Annotated in this window: 12 protein-coding genes; 4 read left to right on the top strand and 8 right to left on the bottom strand. The window is 72.4% G+C overall.

Going from position 1 to position 12741, the window contains the following annotated elements; all coding sequences use genetic code 11:
* Window positions 1-35: 35 nt before the first annotated feature.
* The gene (locus DEJ32_RS07300) at window positions 36-1355 is read right to left on the bottom strand and encodes a PP2C family protein-serine/threonine phosphatase (protein WP_110900795.1); all 1320 of its coding nucleotides are present in this window, start codon (window positions 1353-1355) and stop codon (window positions 36-38) included.
* Window positions 1356-1489: 134 nt separating this feature from the next.
* Between DEJ32_RS07300 and DEJ32_RS07305 the strand changes: the two genes are divergently transcribed.
* Both DEJ32_RS07305 and DEJ32_RS07310 read left to right on the top strand, forming a co-directional pair.
* Window positions 1490-2140 (top strand): nucleoside/nucleotide kinase family protein, encoded by a 651-nt coding sequence (locus DEJ32_RS07305; protein WP_258365844.1) that lies wholly within the window; start codon window positions 1490-1492, stop codon window positions 2138-2140.
* Window positions 2141-2184: 44 nt separating this feature from the next.
* Complete coding sequence (locus DEJ32_RS07310; protein WP_181420608.1) at window positions 2185-3024, top strand: SDR family oxidoreductase; 840 nt, start codon at window positions 2185-2187, stop codon at window positions 3022-3024.
* A 76-nt stretch (window positions 3025-3100) separates the two neighbouring features.
* Here the strand turns inward: DEJ32_RS07310 and DEJ32_RS07315 are convergent, their stop codons facing one another.
* From DEJ32_RS07315 to DEJ32_RS07330, 4 genes are all read right to left on the bottom strand, one after another.
* On the bottom strand, window positions 3101-4384 hold the full coding sequence (locus DEJ32_RS07315) for a CynX/NimT family MFS transporter (RefSeq protein ID WP_110900796.1): 1284 nt from the start codon (window positions 4382-4384) through the stop codon (window positions 3101-3103).
* Complete coding sequence (locus tag DEJ32_RS07320) at window positions 4381-5055, bottom strand: HAD hydrolase-like protein (protein WP_110825737.1); 675 nt, start codon at window positions 5053-5055, stop codon at window positions 4381-4383. The genes DEJ32_RS07315 and DEJ32_RS07320 overlap by 4 nt, the downstream gene beginning before the upstream one ends.
* Window positions 5056-5173: 118 nt before the next feature.
* Entirely contained in the window at window positions 5174-5869 is a 696-nt protein-coding gene (gene nucS, locus DEJ32_RS07325; protein ID WP_110825736.1) for an endonuclease NucS, read from the bottom strand.
* A 108-nt stretch (window positions 5870-5977) separates the two neighbouring features.
* Complete coding sequence (locus DEJ32_RS07330) at window positions 5978-7288, bottom strand: MFS transporter (protein WP_110900797.1); 1311 nt, start codon at window positions 7286-7288, stop codon at window positions 5978-5980.
* Window positions 7289-7342: 54 nt separating this feature from the next.
* Here DEJ32_RS07330 and DEJ32_RS07335 point away from each other — a divergent pair, with 54 nt between their 5' ends.
* Complete coding sequence (locus DEJ32_RS07335) at window positions 7343-8563, top strand: LacI family DNA-binding transcriptional regulator (protein ID WP_110825734.1); 1221 nt, start codon at window positions 7343-7345, stop codon at window positions 8561-8563.
* Window positions 8564-8669: 106 nt separating this feature from the next.
* Here DEJ32_RS07335 and DEJ32_RS07340 read toward each other — a convergent pair whose 3' ends face one another.
* Window positions 8670-8927 carry a hypothetical protein gene (locus DEJ32_RS07340; RefSeq protein WP_110900798.1) on the bottom strand — a complete coding sequence of 86 codons (258 nt, stop codon included), beginning with the start codon at window positions 8925-8927 and terminating at the stop codon, window positions 8670-8672.
* A 157-nt stretch (window positions 8928-9084) separates the two neighbouring features.
* Between DEJ32_RS07340 and DEJ32_RS07345 the strand changes: the two genes are divergently transcribed.
* A complete protein-coding gene (locus tag DEJ32_RS07345) occupies window positions 9085-9465 on the top strand; it encodes an ATP-dependent DNA ligase (protein ID WP_181420301.1) in 381 nt (126 codons plus the stop codon).
* Between the two features lie 57 nt (window positions 9466-9522).
* On the opposite strand, the gene ctaD is transcribed toward DEJ32_RS07345, so the two are convergent.
* Together ctaD and DEJ32_RS07355 are read right to left on the bottom strand one after the other, a co-directional pair.
* Window positions 9523-11286, bottom strand: coding sequence for a cytochrome c oxidase subunit I (gene ctaD / locus DEJ32_RS07350; protein ID WP_110825732.1), 1764 nt, complete (start codon window positions 11284-11286; stop codon window positions 9523-9525).
* Window positions 11287-11512: 226 nt separating this feature from the next.
* On the bottom strand, window positions 11513-12646 hold the full coding sequence (locus DEJ32_RS07355; protein WP_181420609.1) for a glutamate--cysteine ligase: 1134 nt from the start codon (window positions 12644-12646) through the stop codon (window positions 11513-11515).
* Window positions 12647-12741: the final 95 nt, after the last annotated feature.

Genomic DNA, 12741 nt, shown 5'->3' on the forward strand with positions numbered 1-12741 from the left:
GGCCGGTCCGGGGCGCAGGCCGGTCCGGGCGGTGCCTAGGACCGGGAGACCTCGGGCTCCGGGTCGTACCGGATCGCGAGCACGGTGACGTCGTCCTCGTTGTGGCCGGCGCGACCGCGCTCCTCGAGCCGCTCGACGAGGTGGTCGGGGTCCGGGTCGGCGACGGCGAACTCCGCGAACCGGTCGACGGCGTCGAGGCCGTCGCCGAACAGGTCGAGGACACCGTCGCTGACGCTGAGGATCACGTCGCCCGGACGGAGCACCGTCTCCTGCGTCGTCCAGGACGTCCCGACACCGATCGGCAGGTCGACGCTCCGGAGCCACTGGTGGCTGCCGTCCGCACGGAGCAGCAGGGTCAGACCGTGCCCGGCGTCGACCCAGCGCGCGATCCCGTCGACGCTGACGTGCACGTGGAAGCAGGTCGTGAACTGTTCGGTGGCGGGCGCGTCCAGGCCCACGTCGAGGCCCGTCGCGGTGCGGCTCACCGCCTCGTCGGGCGCTCCCTCGCGGACGGACGAGCGCAGGACCGAACGCACGACGGCGGCGATCATGCCCGCTCCGACGCCCTTGCCCATCACGTCCCCGAGCGTGAAGGCGGCGCCGTCCGTGATCGGGAACCAGTCGTAGAAGTCGCCGCCGACCGAGCGTGTCGGGAGGCACACGGCCCGGACCGTCAGCACGGCCGGGATGTCCACGGCGGTGACGGGCAGCAGGGAGCGCTGCACGAGGGCGGCCTGGCTGATCTCCGCCTCCGCCTGTTGTCGCAGGTCCTGCATCGCCTGCAGCCGGACCACGGCCTGTCGGGCGAGCTCGTTCGTGACGCCGGCGACCCCGACGAAGACCACCAGGACGACCACCAGGCGCACGACCTCGCTGGCGCCGAGTTCGGCCTGACCGACGACCGTCGGCAGGAGGAACGTCACCGCGGTGCCGATCAGCGGGTAGACGACGTGCTGCCGACCCGGTCGGGCGGCGATCCAGATCAGCGGGAGGAGCACGGCCGCGAGGAAGGGCGACCGGGCGTCGCCGGTCCCGAAGCGCAGCAGGCCGATCGCGATGAAGTCGAGCGCGGGGACGAGCAGCTCGAACCGTGCGAGCCCGGGTCGCGCCACGAGCAGTCCGGTGAACGCCAGCCCGAGGAGCGCGAGTCCCGTCCCGGCCCACATGCTCGGCGCGTTCGTCACCGTGAGCCAGGGGAGCAGCACGCTGCAGACCGCGGCGACCACGGACACCGCGGCGATGACCGCCTGGTTCGTCAGCGGGGTCGTCCTGGCCGAGGACCGCACGGCCAGCGGCGCCGCACGGTCGGGAGCGGTGACCTGTGCGACGGCCGGGCCGGATGTCGTCTGCGCCATAGGTGACGAACGCTACCGGCCGTCCGCCGCGGGGGGAACGCGCCCGTTCGTGGGGCACGGCGCCCGGCGACGGCGAGCGGACGCGTCCGCGGGACCGCCCTCCGTCCGGGCACTCGATGCACGAGGATGGACCCGTGCGCACCCAGGAGACCCTGTCCGTCGACCAGGCCGTGGCGCGTGCGGTGGCGCTCGCCGAGGCGGGTGGTCGCAGCGTCGTCGGCATCGCCGGCGCTCCCGGGGCGGGCAAGTCCACGCTCGCCCGTCGGGTCGTCACCGAGGTCGTGACGCGGCTCGGTCCGGGCGTCGCCGTGCAGGTGCCGATGGACGGGTTCCACCTCGCGAACGCGGCCCTCGACACCCTCGGCCGGCGCGGACGCAAGGGCGCGGTCGACACCTTCGACGCCGCCGGGTACGTCGCACTCGTCCGGCGGCTGACCGCGACCGGGGGGACCGACGGCACGGTCTGGGCGCCCGACTTCGACCGTCGCGTCGACGAGCCCGTGGCCGGCAGCATCGCCGTCCCGCCGGAGACCGTGCTCGTGGTCTCCGAGGGCAACTACCTGCTCGACCAGACCGCCCCGTGGCGGGAGCTGCCCGACCTGTTCACCGAGACCTGGGCCTGCGTCGTCGACGACTCCGTGCGGATCGACCGACTGGTCGGTCGCCACATGCGGCACGGCCGCGACCACGAGGCCGCCCGACGGTGGGCCGTGGAGGTCGACGGCGTGAACGCCGAGCGGGTGACGGCGGACCTGCACCGGGCCTCCGTCCTGGTCCGGACCTGACCGGACCCACCGACGACAGCAGCACCGACCGACAGGAGCACGACGTGACCATCGCCATCACCGGGGCCACCGGCAACATCGGCGGCGCCGTCGCCCGCGCGCTCGCCGCGGACGAGGTGCCCTTCCGCATGGTCGTCCGCGACGCCTCCCGGGCCCCACGGCTGCCCGGGGCCGAGGTCGCCGTCGCGACGTACGCCGACGGCGACGCGGCCCGCGCCGCCTTCGAGGGCGTCGACGTCCTGTTCCTGGTGTCCGGTGCGGAGGCCCGTGACCGGCTCGACCAGCACCGCACCGTCGTGCGCGCAGCGGCCAGTGCCGGCGTGCAGCACGTCGTCTACACGTCCTTCCAGGGCGCGGCCCCCGACGCGACCTTCACGCTGGGCCGCGACCACTGGTGGACCGAGCAGGCGGTGCGCGACACCTCGATGGCGCACACGTTCCTGCGCGACTCGTTCTACCTGGACTTCGTCGAGGACCTCGTCGGCGAGGACGGTGTCATCCGTGGCCCGGCGGGCGACGGGGCGATGGCCGCCGTGGCCCGGGCCGACGTGGCACGTGTGGCGACCGCGGTCCTCCGTGCGCCGGAACGGCACATGGACCGCACGTACGACCTCACCGGACCCGCGGCGATCACGCTCGAGCAGGCGGCCGCGACCGTCAGCGCGGTCCGGGTCCGGCCGGTGAGCTACCACCGCGAGACGGTGGAGGAGGCCTACGCCTCCCGGCAGCGCTGGGACCCGGAGCCGTGGCAGGCCGACGCGTGGGTGAGCACCTACACGGCGATCGGCGAGGGCGCGCTGGCGAAGGTGTCCGGGGACGTCGAGCGCGTCACCGGGCAGGCGCCGATGTCGCTCCGCCAGGTCCTGGAGGCCCGGAGCGCCTGACCGCGCCGGTCGCGGCCCGCTCACGGTGCGCTGTGCGCGGTGCGCGGTGCGGGAGGCGATTCGCGGTGCGGGAGGCTCAGCGCACCTTCCGTGCGGACAGGGACCCGACGACGCCGAGGAGCAGCACCGCCACCAGGACGGTCAGCAGCGGTGCCGTCCAGCCGCCGGTCGCCCCGTGCAGGGCCCCGGCCACGAGCGGCCCCGCCGACCCGATCAGGTACCCGCCGCCCTGCACGAACGCGGACAGCCGGCGGGCGTCGTCGTCGTTCGACACGAGCCGCACGATGACGATGAAGATGATCGTGATGCCGCCGCCCTGGGCAGCGCCGCCGAGCACCGACCACAGCAACCAGAGTTGTGGGGCGACGAGCAGGCCGAGGGGCATCGCGAGCCAGAAGAACGCGACGAGGGCGATGATGGCGCGCGGCCGGAACCGGCTGGCGAGCACCGGCACCCCGAGCGCCCCGACGACCGCCAGGATCTGGAACACCGAGGAGCTCGCTCCGGACGACGCCGTGTCGAAGCCGATCTCGTCGTGCAGCAGCGTCGGGATCCAGGCGGTCAGCGCGTAGTACGAGAACGCCTGCCCACCGAACGCGAGCATGAGCCCCCACGTCACCCAGCGCTTGGCGGGGTGCGGCAGGGTCGCCACGACGGGGGCCGCCGGGACCGTGCGGACCGCGCCGGTGTCCAGGACCTGGTCGATCGGTCCGGTCGCCGGCACCGGTCCGGAGTCGCGGTCGACACCACGCCATGCGGCACCCGCCCCGACCGCGTAGGTCCACGCGGCACCGGCGACGACCGCGAGCACGGCCCAGATCGCGATCGCGACCGGCCAGCCCCAGACGGCTGCGATCGGTGCCGTGCCGAGTGAGGTCGTCATCGACCCGACGTTGAGCGCGGACGTGTACACGCCCGTGACCAGGCCGACCCGTTCCGGTGAGGTGTCCCGCCGGATGACGACCGGGATCACCACGTTGCCGATCGTGATGCCGATGCCGATCACCGCGGTGCCGACGAGCAGCGCGGCCTCGTGCGGGACCGACCGGAGGACGGTGCCGACGAGCACGATGAGCAGCGACAGCGACACGGCGCGCTCCGCGGTGAACCGGGCGATGACCCAGCTGGCGAACGGCGTCGCGAGGGCGAAGCAGAGCACCGGGATCGTGGTGAGGAGCCCGGCGACCGTCGCGGTCATGCCGAGGTCGACCCGGATGTCCCCGATGACCGGCGCCGGCGCGACGATCGGGCCGCGGAAGTTCAGCGCGACGAGGACGATCGCGGCGGGCAGCAACCACGCGGCCCCACGAAGTCCGGCACGGCGAGCTGCCGCGCCGGTGGTCTCGCCGCCGCCGCTCACGTGCTCGGCAGCAGGATCGGCAGCAGGTCGAGCGGGGTCGCCGCCTGCGCGACGGTGCCCGCGGCCTCGGCGGGGGAGCCGTACCCCCACTCGGCGAAGACGGTCGGGACGCCGTGCGCAGCCGCCCCCTCGACGTCGTGCAGGCGGTCCCCGACGAGCACCGGACGGCTGATGTCGAACCCACGGGCGTCGAGCCGGCGCAGGGCCTCCTCGACCACGTCGGCCTTGGCGGAGCGCACCTCGTCGTCGCTCGCCCCGGTGATGACGTCGATGTCCCCGGTCAGGCCGTAGTGCTCGAGGATGTAGGTCGCCGGGGTCTCGGGCTTGCTCGTCGCGGTCGAGATCGGCACGCCGGCCTCGTGCAGGGTGTGCAGGACGACGTCGATGCCCGGGTACATGCGGGAGTCGAGTGCTCCGTGCGAGAAGTAGTGCTCGCGGTACACGGCGAGGGTGCGCTCGGTGAGCTCGTCGTCCATGCCCATCGCGATGCGGAAGGTGTCGAGGATCGGCGGCCCCACGAACGACATGAGGGTGTCCTGGTCGGGCACGGGGACGCCGACCTGTCGGAACGTGTGCGTCAGGCTCTCGATGATGCCCGGCGCCGAGTCGCTGATGGTGCCGTCGAGGTCGAACAGGACGGCGGTGAAGGGGCGCTCCGGGCTGCTTGTCATGTCCCGCCCAGCCTAGCCGCGCCGCCGGAGCCACCCTGCGGCGGGGTGAGCCTCGCGCCGGGGATGGGTCAGGCCTCCCGGCCCGCGCTCGAGGAACCGGGCGCGGGTGCCGGCGCGCTCAGAAGAGGCGCGCGTGCCCGCCCTCGATGCCGCGCATCTCGTCGTAGTCGAGGACGAGGCAGCGGATGCCGCGGTCCTCGGCCAGGGTGCGGGCCTGGGGGGCGAACGACTGTGCCGCCAGGACGCCCTGCACCGGCCGCAGGTGCGGGTCGCGGTTCATGAGCTCGAGGTAGCGGGTGAGCTGCTCGACGGCGTCGATGTTGGCGTTCCGCTTCATCTCGACCGCGACGCTCGCGCCCGCGTCGTCCCGCGCCAGGATGTCGACCGGACCGATGGCGGTCATGTACTCGCGGCGGACCAGCGTGTGGCCGTCACCGAGGAGCTCGATCTGCTCGGCGAGGAGCTGCTGCAGGTGCGCCTCCACCCCGTCCTTGACCAGACCGGGGTCGACGCCGAGGTCGTGCGACTCGTCGGCGACCACCTCGTGGATGCTGACGATGAGGCGGTCCTGCGTCTTCTTCTGTGTGACCGTCCACACCTGCGTGATGCCCGCGGACGCCTGGTCGTCGTCGGGTTCTGCGATCGCGATCGAACACGGCGGGCTCATCCAGTTGAGCGGCTTGTAGCTGCCGCCGTCCGAGTGGACGAGGAGCGAGCCGTCGGCCTTCAGCATGAGGAGCCGGGTCGCGAGGGGCAGGTGGGCCGACAGGCGACCGGCGTAGTCGACGGAGCAGCGGGCGATGACGAGACGCACCCGGGAAGCCTAACGGGGATCGCAGGCGGCCCGGCGGGTCGCCCGCCGGCCCCTGTGCTCGCTGCTCGCTGCTCGCTGCTCCGGGCGGAGGCAGGCGGTGCCGGCGGCTCAGCGTCGCCGGTCGGCCGTGTCGGTCCGGTCGGCCCCGCCAGCCCTGCCAGCCGCGCCGCCCGGGAGGCCGGGGTCGCCGCCGGTCCGTCCGTCGCCCGGGCGGGTGGTCGCGGTCCGCTCCCGCGCGGCACCGGACGCGAGGCCGGCCGCGATGATGAACACGAACACGATGAGGAGCCCGTTGAGGAGGCCGACGTGCTCGCCGGCGAACCCGATGATCGGCGGTCCGGCGAGGAACGCCACGTAGCCGATCGTCGCGACGGCGCTGACCTTGGCGGCCGCGGTGCGGGGGTCGTCCGCGGCGGCCGACATCCCCATCGGGAACCCGAGCGAGGCACCGAGCCCCCAGAGCACGACACCGACGATCGCGATCGGGACGTTCGGCACGAAGATGAGCATGCCGAGGCCGACGACCGCGACCACCGCGCTCGCCCGGAGCACCGGGACCCGTCCGAACCGGTCGATGAGGGGGCTGCCGGCGACGCGACCGACGGTCATCGCGGCGAGGAAGACGGCGAGCACGGCCGAACCGCCGTCGTTCGCCAGACCGTGGCCGTCGATCATCGCGAGGGGCAGCCAGTCGTTCGCGGAGCCCTCGGCCAGGGCCATGCCGAGCACGACGACCCCGATGAGGAGGGTCGACGGCTGCTTCCAGATCGCCCACCGCGAGACCGGCAGTGCCACCGGGCTGGTGTCGGTCGGCTCGGGCTCGACGTGCCGGTCCTCGCCGAACCAGCGGATGGCGACGAGCATCGCCAGGCTCGTGATGACGCCGACGACCACGAAGTGCAGCGCGACCGGGACCTCGAAGCGCTCGGCGAGGGCGCCGATGCCCGCGCCGGCGAGCGTCCCGACGCTGAACGCCGCGTGGAACAGCGGCATGATCGTCCGGCCGCCGAGTCGCTCGGCGGTCGCTCCGGACACGTTCATCGACACGTCGCACAGGCCGTTGCCGAACCCGAACGCGATGAGGCAGATCCAGATCGCGGCGAAGCCCCAGTCCATCGTGACGGCGATGCCCGCGGCCACCATGCCGAGCGCCAGGCACGCGGCGGCCACGAGGACACCGCGACGGGCACCGAGCCTCGCGACGATGTGGCCGGCGAAGGTCAGGCCGGCGATCGACCCGACCGACATGCCGAGGACGAGCAGGCCCATCGTGAAGGTCGAGGCGTCCAGGGAGTCCCGCACGCTCGGCACGCGTCCGAGCCAGGTCGCGATGTCGAGCCCGGACAGGGTGAACACCACGAACACCGCGTTGCGCCAGGCGCGGGTCGTCGGAGCGGGGCGGGTGCCGGCCGTCGTCATGGAACTGTCCGATCGAATCGATTCGAGGAGGGGTAGCCGTTACGCTAACGAGCGATGGACGACACGGCAAGTGACCCCGGCGCGTCGGGCCCCCGCCCGGGCGTGGACCGCACCGACGGTCCGGACGACGCCCCCACGGCCGACGCTGCCCGGAGACCCGACGCTGCGGGCGCACCCCGGGCCTCCCGGTCCGGTCGCCCCACGCGCCCGACGCTCGCCGCCGTCGCCCGTGCGGCCGGCGTCGCGCCGTCCACCGCCTCCCTCGCCTTCAGCGGTACCGGCCCGGTGTCCGAGGACACCCGCCAGCGCATCCTCGCCGTCGCCGCCGAGCTCGGCTACGACGGACCAGACCCACGCGCCCGCTCCCTCCGGCGTGGGCGGTCCGGCGTGATCGGCGTCGTGCTCGACGACCGTCTGAGCGACGCGTTCCGCGACCCCGTGAACGTCCTCACCCTGGACGGCATCGCCGAGGTCGCCGGAGCCGCGGGGGTGTCGCTGCTCCTCGTCCGGAGCCCGCTCGACGACGAGCGCGGTATGGCACCGCTCGTCGACGCCCCGATGGACGCCGTCATCCTCATCGGGTGCAACGTCCGGATCGACCCGGCGGTCGCCGTCCTCCGGCGACGCTCGATCCCCGTCGTCGCGATCGAGGCGGACGCCATCGAGGGCGCCGTCCCCGTGCACCTCGACAACCGCGACGCGTCCCGACGGGCTGCCGCGTTCCTCCACGACCTCGGTCACCGGCAGGTCACCGTCGTGACCCTGCCCCTCGACAGCGCCCGGGAGCGCGGTCCCGTCAGCGCCGAGCGGGAGCGCGCATCGTCCGCGTTCACCACGACCGAGCGACTCCGCGGCGTCCGGGACGTCTACCCGGACGCACCGGCGATCGCGTCGGCGGGCAGCTCGGTCGAGGAGGGCCGCATCGCCGGAGCGGCGCTCTTCACCCCCGGCGTCGAGCCCCCCACCGCGGTCGTCGCACAGAGCGACCTGCTCGCGGTCGGGGTGATCTCGGCCGCGCTCGACGCCGGACTCCGTGTCCCCGAGGACGTCAGCGTCGTGGGCTTCGACGGCATCCACGTGGACGACAGCCTGCTCTACCGCTCCCCGATCCGGCAGTTGACGACGCTCGTGCAGCCGTTCGTGCCGAAGGGCGAAGCGGCAGCCCGCGCCGCACTCGCCATGCTCGAGGGGGAGTCGCCCGAGCCGGCGTCGTTCCGGTCCGAGCTGCGGATCGGCGACACGACGGGACCGCCGAGCGGGCGACAGCGCGACTGACGGCGTGGACCGCGTCCGGTCCGTCGGTGGGCGGATGGGCGGATGGGCGAGCGGCCCTCGGCCGTGCGCGTGCGTCCGCTCGCGCCCGCGCCGCGGGTCACCGCGACTACCCGTCGAACGCCTCGAAGTCCGGGACGTCGAACGGGTTGTCGAGGTCGCCGTCGTCGCGGTCCTCGTCGGGGACGTCCTCGACCTCGAACGTGATCGCCACGCCGGGGGTCACGACCACGTCGAGTGCCCGGTTCCCGTAGAGGGTCACCGTCACGACGTCGGCGCCGGCACGATCCGCCGCCACCACGGCTGCTTCCAGCGCGTGCAGGTCCTGGCCCTGCGCGAGCGCGTGCGACGTGCCGTCGACGGTCATCGTGATCCGGCGCAAGGGGTTCCCGTCTGTCGACCGTGCCCGAGTAGGCTGCGGCTACCGGCCATCCAAGCAACACGGCCCAGGAGCCATTCCCAGCTACCGGGTGGTTCGAGCAGCGGCGGCTCCCGTCATCACCCGGTGGCCTGGCGAGGTCGGCATGGGATCCATCAGCTACGACAGTCTGGTCGTCGTCGTGGACGACCGCACGCTCACCCATCTCCAGATCGTCATCGTCAACAAGCTGCGTCGGGGCGAGGCGTTCCTGATGTCGTGGAAGGACGCCGCGGACGTGGGGTCCGGGCGGAGTTCGATCTGGCTGCACCCGAACGTCCTCGTGCACTTCAAGTTCGACGGCAGTCGTGTCCCGGCGATCAACGAGCGGTGGTTGCGGGAACTCGCCGCTTCCGCTTCGAGTTCCCGGGGGCTGGTCGTCACGCGCGAGGACGGCGACGTGACGGACCTCCGTCCCAAGCCCGGTCCGCCACGCCGCACGACGGCACTCGCCGCCACCGCACCGGGCGACGAGACGGCGCCGTAGCGGGACCACCGCCCGCACAGCGCGGCGGTCCCGGGGGGAGCGGAGTGGGATCCGTGGTCAGAACTGCTGGCCCGTGCCCGACGCGTTCCGGGTCCTGCCGCTCGCCTGGTCGTGCGTGGCTGCGTCCGGGGCGTCCATCGCCGGACCGACGCCGACGGGGACGCCTGCCTCGGGGTGGTTGAGGTCGAAGGCCGGGGACTCCGAGCGGATACGAGGGACCGCGGTGAAGTTGTGCCGAGGCGGCGGGCAGGAGGTGGCCCACTCGAGCGAGCGGCCGTAGCCCCATGGGTCGTTGACCCGCACGCGCTGTCCGTGGCGCATCGTCTGCACGATGTTGAGGAAGAACGGCAGCATCGAGGCGGCGGTGAGGAACGCACCGACCGTCGAGACCTGGTGCAGCCAGGTGAACCCGTCGCTCGGCAGGTAGCTCGCGTACCGGCGCGGCATGCCGATCACGCCCAACCAGTGCTGGATGAGGAAGGTCATGTGGAACCCGATGAACAGCATCCAGAAGTGGATCTTGCCCAGGCGCTCGCCGAGCATCTTGCCGGTTAGCTTCGGCCACCAGAAGTAGAAGCCGGAGAACATCGCGAACACGACCGTGCCGAAGACGACGTAGTGGAAGTGCGCGACCACGAAGTAGCTGTCGTGGACGTGGAAGTCGAGTGGCGGTGACGCGAGGATGACCCCGGTCAGGCCGCCGAAGGTGAACGTGACGAGGAACCCGATCGCCCAGAGGATCGGGGTCTCGAACGTCACCGAGCCGCGCCACATGGTGCCGACCCAGTTGAAGATCTTCACGCCGGTCGGGACCGCGATGAGCATGGTGAGGAGCGAGAACCACGGCAGCAGCACGCTTCCGGTGGCGAACATGTGGTGCGCCCAGACCGTGACGGACAGTCCGGCGATCGAGATCGTGGCGTAGACGAGGGTCTTGTACCCGAAGATCGGCTTGCGGCTGAAGACCGGGAAGACCTCGGAGACGATGCCGAAGAACGGCAGTGCGATGACGTAGACCTCGGGGTGGCCGAAGAACCAGAAGAGGTGCTGCCAGAGCAACGGGCCGCCGTTGGCCGGGTTGTAGATCTGCGCGTCGAAGGCGCGGTCGAGGAGGAGCCCGAACAACGCCGCTGCGAGCACGGGGAACGCCATCAGCACGAGGATCGACGTGATGAGCACGTTCCACGTGAAGATCGGCATTCGGAACATCGTCATGCCGGGAGCGCGCATCGTGATGGCCGTCGTGATGAAGTTCACCGCACCGAGGATGGTGCTGAACCCGGTCATGCTCAGGCCGGCGACCCAGAGGGTGCTGCCGAGTCCGGGCTCGAAGGTGGTGTCGGACAACGGCGCGTACGCCGTCCAGCCGAAGGACGCCGAGCCCGCCGGTGTGAGGAAGCCGCCCATCGCGATGGCGCTGCCGAACGCGTACATCCAGTAGGACAGGGCGTTGAGTCGGGGGAAGGCGACGTCCGGTGCGCCGATCTGCAGCGGCATGATCGCGTTCGCGAAGCCCGCGAACAGTGGTGTCGCGAACAGCAGCAGCATGACCGTGCCGTGCATGGTCATGAGCTGGTTGTACTGCTCACGGGTGTCGATGACGTCGAGTCCGGGTGTCGCGAGCTCGGTGCGCATGACCACGGCCATCAGCCCGGCGACGCAGAAGTAGCCGAACGCCGTCACCAGGTACAGGTTGCCGATCGTCTTGTGGTCCGTCGACGTGTGCCAGTTGACGGCACGGATGCCGGTGCGCAGCGGACGACGTCCGAGGAGTTCGTCGGGTTCCTCGCCGAGGGCCGGCGGTGTCGTCGTCTGCGTCATCGGGATCCTCCGTCGATCGGTGGCTGCGTCGACGATCCGGCGGCAGTGGGGCCACTCTCGCCGTCATGTCCGCGGTTGCACAGGGGCACTGGTGGACGTGCCGCGTGATGCGGACTGCGGAGCGGCCTCCAGGGCGGAACCCGCGGGATCCGGCTCGGACCTGCTCCGGGCATGACGGGACGGGACGCGAGCGGTCGCGGCTCCCGGACGACGCACGCTGCGGTCGTCACCGTGGGGTCCGCACGGCGGTCTCCGGGAGGGTCGACGGGGTCGGCTCCGCGCCTGCGGCTCGGACGGCGACCTGCCCGAGGTCCCCGGACGTGGCATGGACGGCGCGCTGCCGGGTCGCCCCGTTGCCCGAGACGAAGGCCTGGTGGACGGCGTGCTCGACGAGCTGGTCGTCACCGTTCGCCGTCAGGGCGGGTCGGAGGTGCTCGAGCAGCATCAGGACGACCTCGTGCGCGGGGAGCGGCCGGTTGGTGAGCGGTTCGACGAGGTGTCCGTCGAGCCCCTCGATCGCGGCACGCCAGTTCGCGAGCCGGATGATGCAGGCAGGCGTGGCGGCAGGCGGCTTCCCGGCGTGCCACTCGTCGACCGCGGTGTCGACGAGCGCCCGCACGAGCCCGGCCACGGCGACCGTCATCGTCGGGTCGAGCGGTACGTCCGTCACCCGCACCTCGACGGTCGGGTGGTTGCGGGACAGTCGGGCGTCGAAGTAGAGCATCGCGGGGTCGAGGAGGGCTTCGGTCCCGTTGATCGCGGCGGTGAGCCCCCGGTACCCGGCCACCGACTCGTACCGTTCCGCTGGTCCGGCGGTCGGCCACTGGTTCCACGTCACCGACCGGAAGCTGGCGTGACCGGTGTCCTCACCGGCGTGGAACGGCGAGTTCGCGGTCAGGGCGATGAGGATCGGCAGCCACGTCCGGATGCGGTCGAGGACGGCGACGCCCTCGTGGTCGGACTCGACGGCCACGTGGACGTGCAGTCCGCAGGTGAGACTGTGCCGGGGCACCGCGCCGAACCGCTGCACCATCCGTTCGTACCGGTCGGAGGAACGCAGGTGGGGGACGGTGGGCAGCGGCGAGCTGGCGAGCGGCGCCGCGAGGGCACCGTGCTCGCCGGCGAGTCGCATCGCGAGGGCACGGTTGTCGAGGACCTGTCGGCCGAGCGTCGCCAGCGTCGAGTGGGGACGTGTGATCACCTCGAGCATCTCCAGCTGCATCTCACCGGCGAACTCCGCGCCGTCGAGCGGCAGCCGCTCCGCCCGGGCACGTTCGAGCACCAGGTCCGCGATCGGGACCGGCGCTCCGGTGGTCCCGTCCACGAGGAGCAGTTCTTCTTCGACGCCGATGGTCCGCATGCCCTCAGCCAAGGCGTCCGACACCGTGTCCCCTCCCCGTTCCCGCGTTCGGTGGCCCATGTCCGCCGTGCGAGCCGTCTGTGACGCCTCGGCCC

The sequence above is a fragment of the Curtobacterium sp. MCPF17_046 genome (genome assembly GCF_003224295.1).
Classification (GTDB): domain Bacteria; phylum Actinomycetota; class Actinomycetes; order Actinomycetales; family Microbacteriaceae; genus Curtobacterium.

Bases quoted from the DNA above. Each gene is read 5' to 3' on its own strand.
- DEJ32_RS07330 (WP_110900797.1), bottom strand. From the start codon at position 7,288: ATGACGACGGCCGGCACCCGCCCCGCTCCGACGACCCGCGCCTGGCGC.
- DEJ32_RS07320 (WP_110825737.1), bottom strand. From the start codon at position 5,055: ATGACAAGCAGCCCGGAGCGCCCCTTCACCGCCGTCCTGTTCGACCTC.
- DEJ32_RS07335 (WP_110825734.1), top strand. From the start codon at position 7,343: ATGGACGACACGGCAAGTGACCCCGGCGCGTCGGGCCCCCGCCCGGGC.
- DEJ32_RS07345 (WP_181420301.1), top strand. From the start codon at position 9,085: ATGGGATCCATCAGCTACGACAGTCTGGTCGTCGTCGTGGACGACCGC.
- DEJ32_RS07340 (WP_110900798.1), bottom strand. From the start codon at position 8,927: ATGACCGTCGACGGCACGTCGCACGCGCTCGCGCAGGGCCAGGACCTG.
- ctaD (WP_110825732.1), bottom strand. From the start codon at position 11,286: ATGACGCAGACGACGACACCGCCGGCCCTCGGCGAGGAACCCGACGAA.
- DEJ32_RS07300 (WP_110900795.1), bottom strand. From the start codon at position 1,355: ATGGCGCAGACGACATCCGGCCCGGCCGTCGCACAGGTCACCGCTCCC.
- DEJ32_RS07355 (WP_181420609.1), bottom strand. From the start codon at position 12,646: ATGCGGACCATCGGCGTCGAAGAAGAACTGCTCCTCGTGGACGGGACC.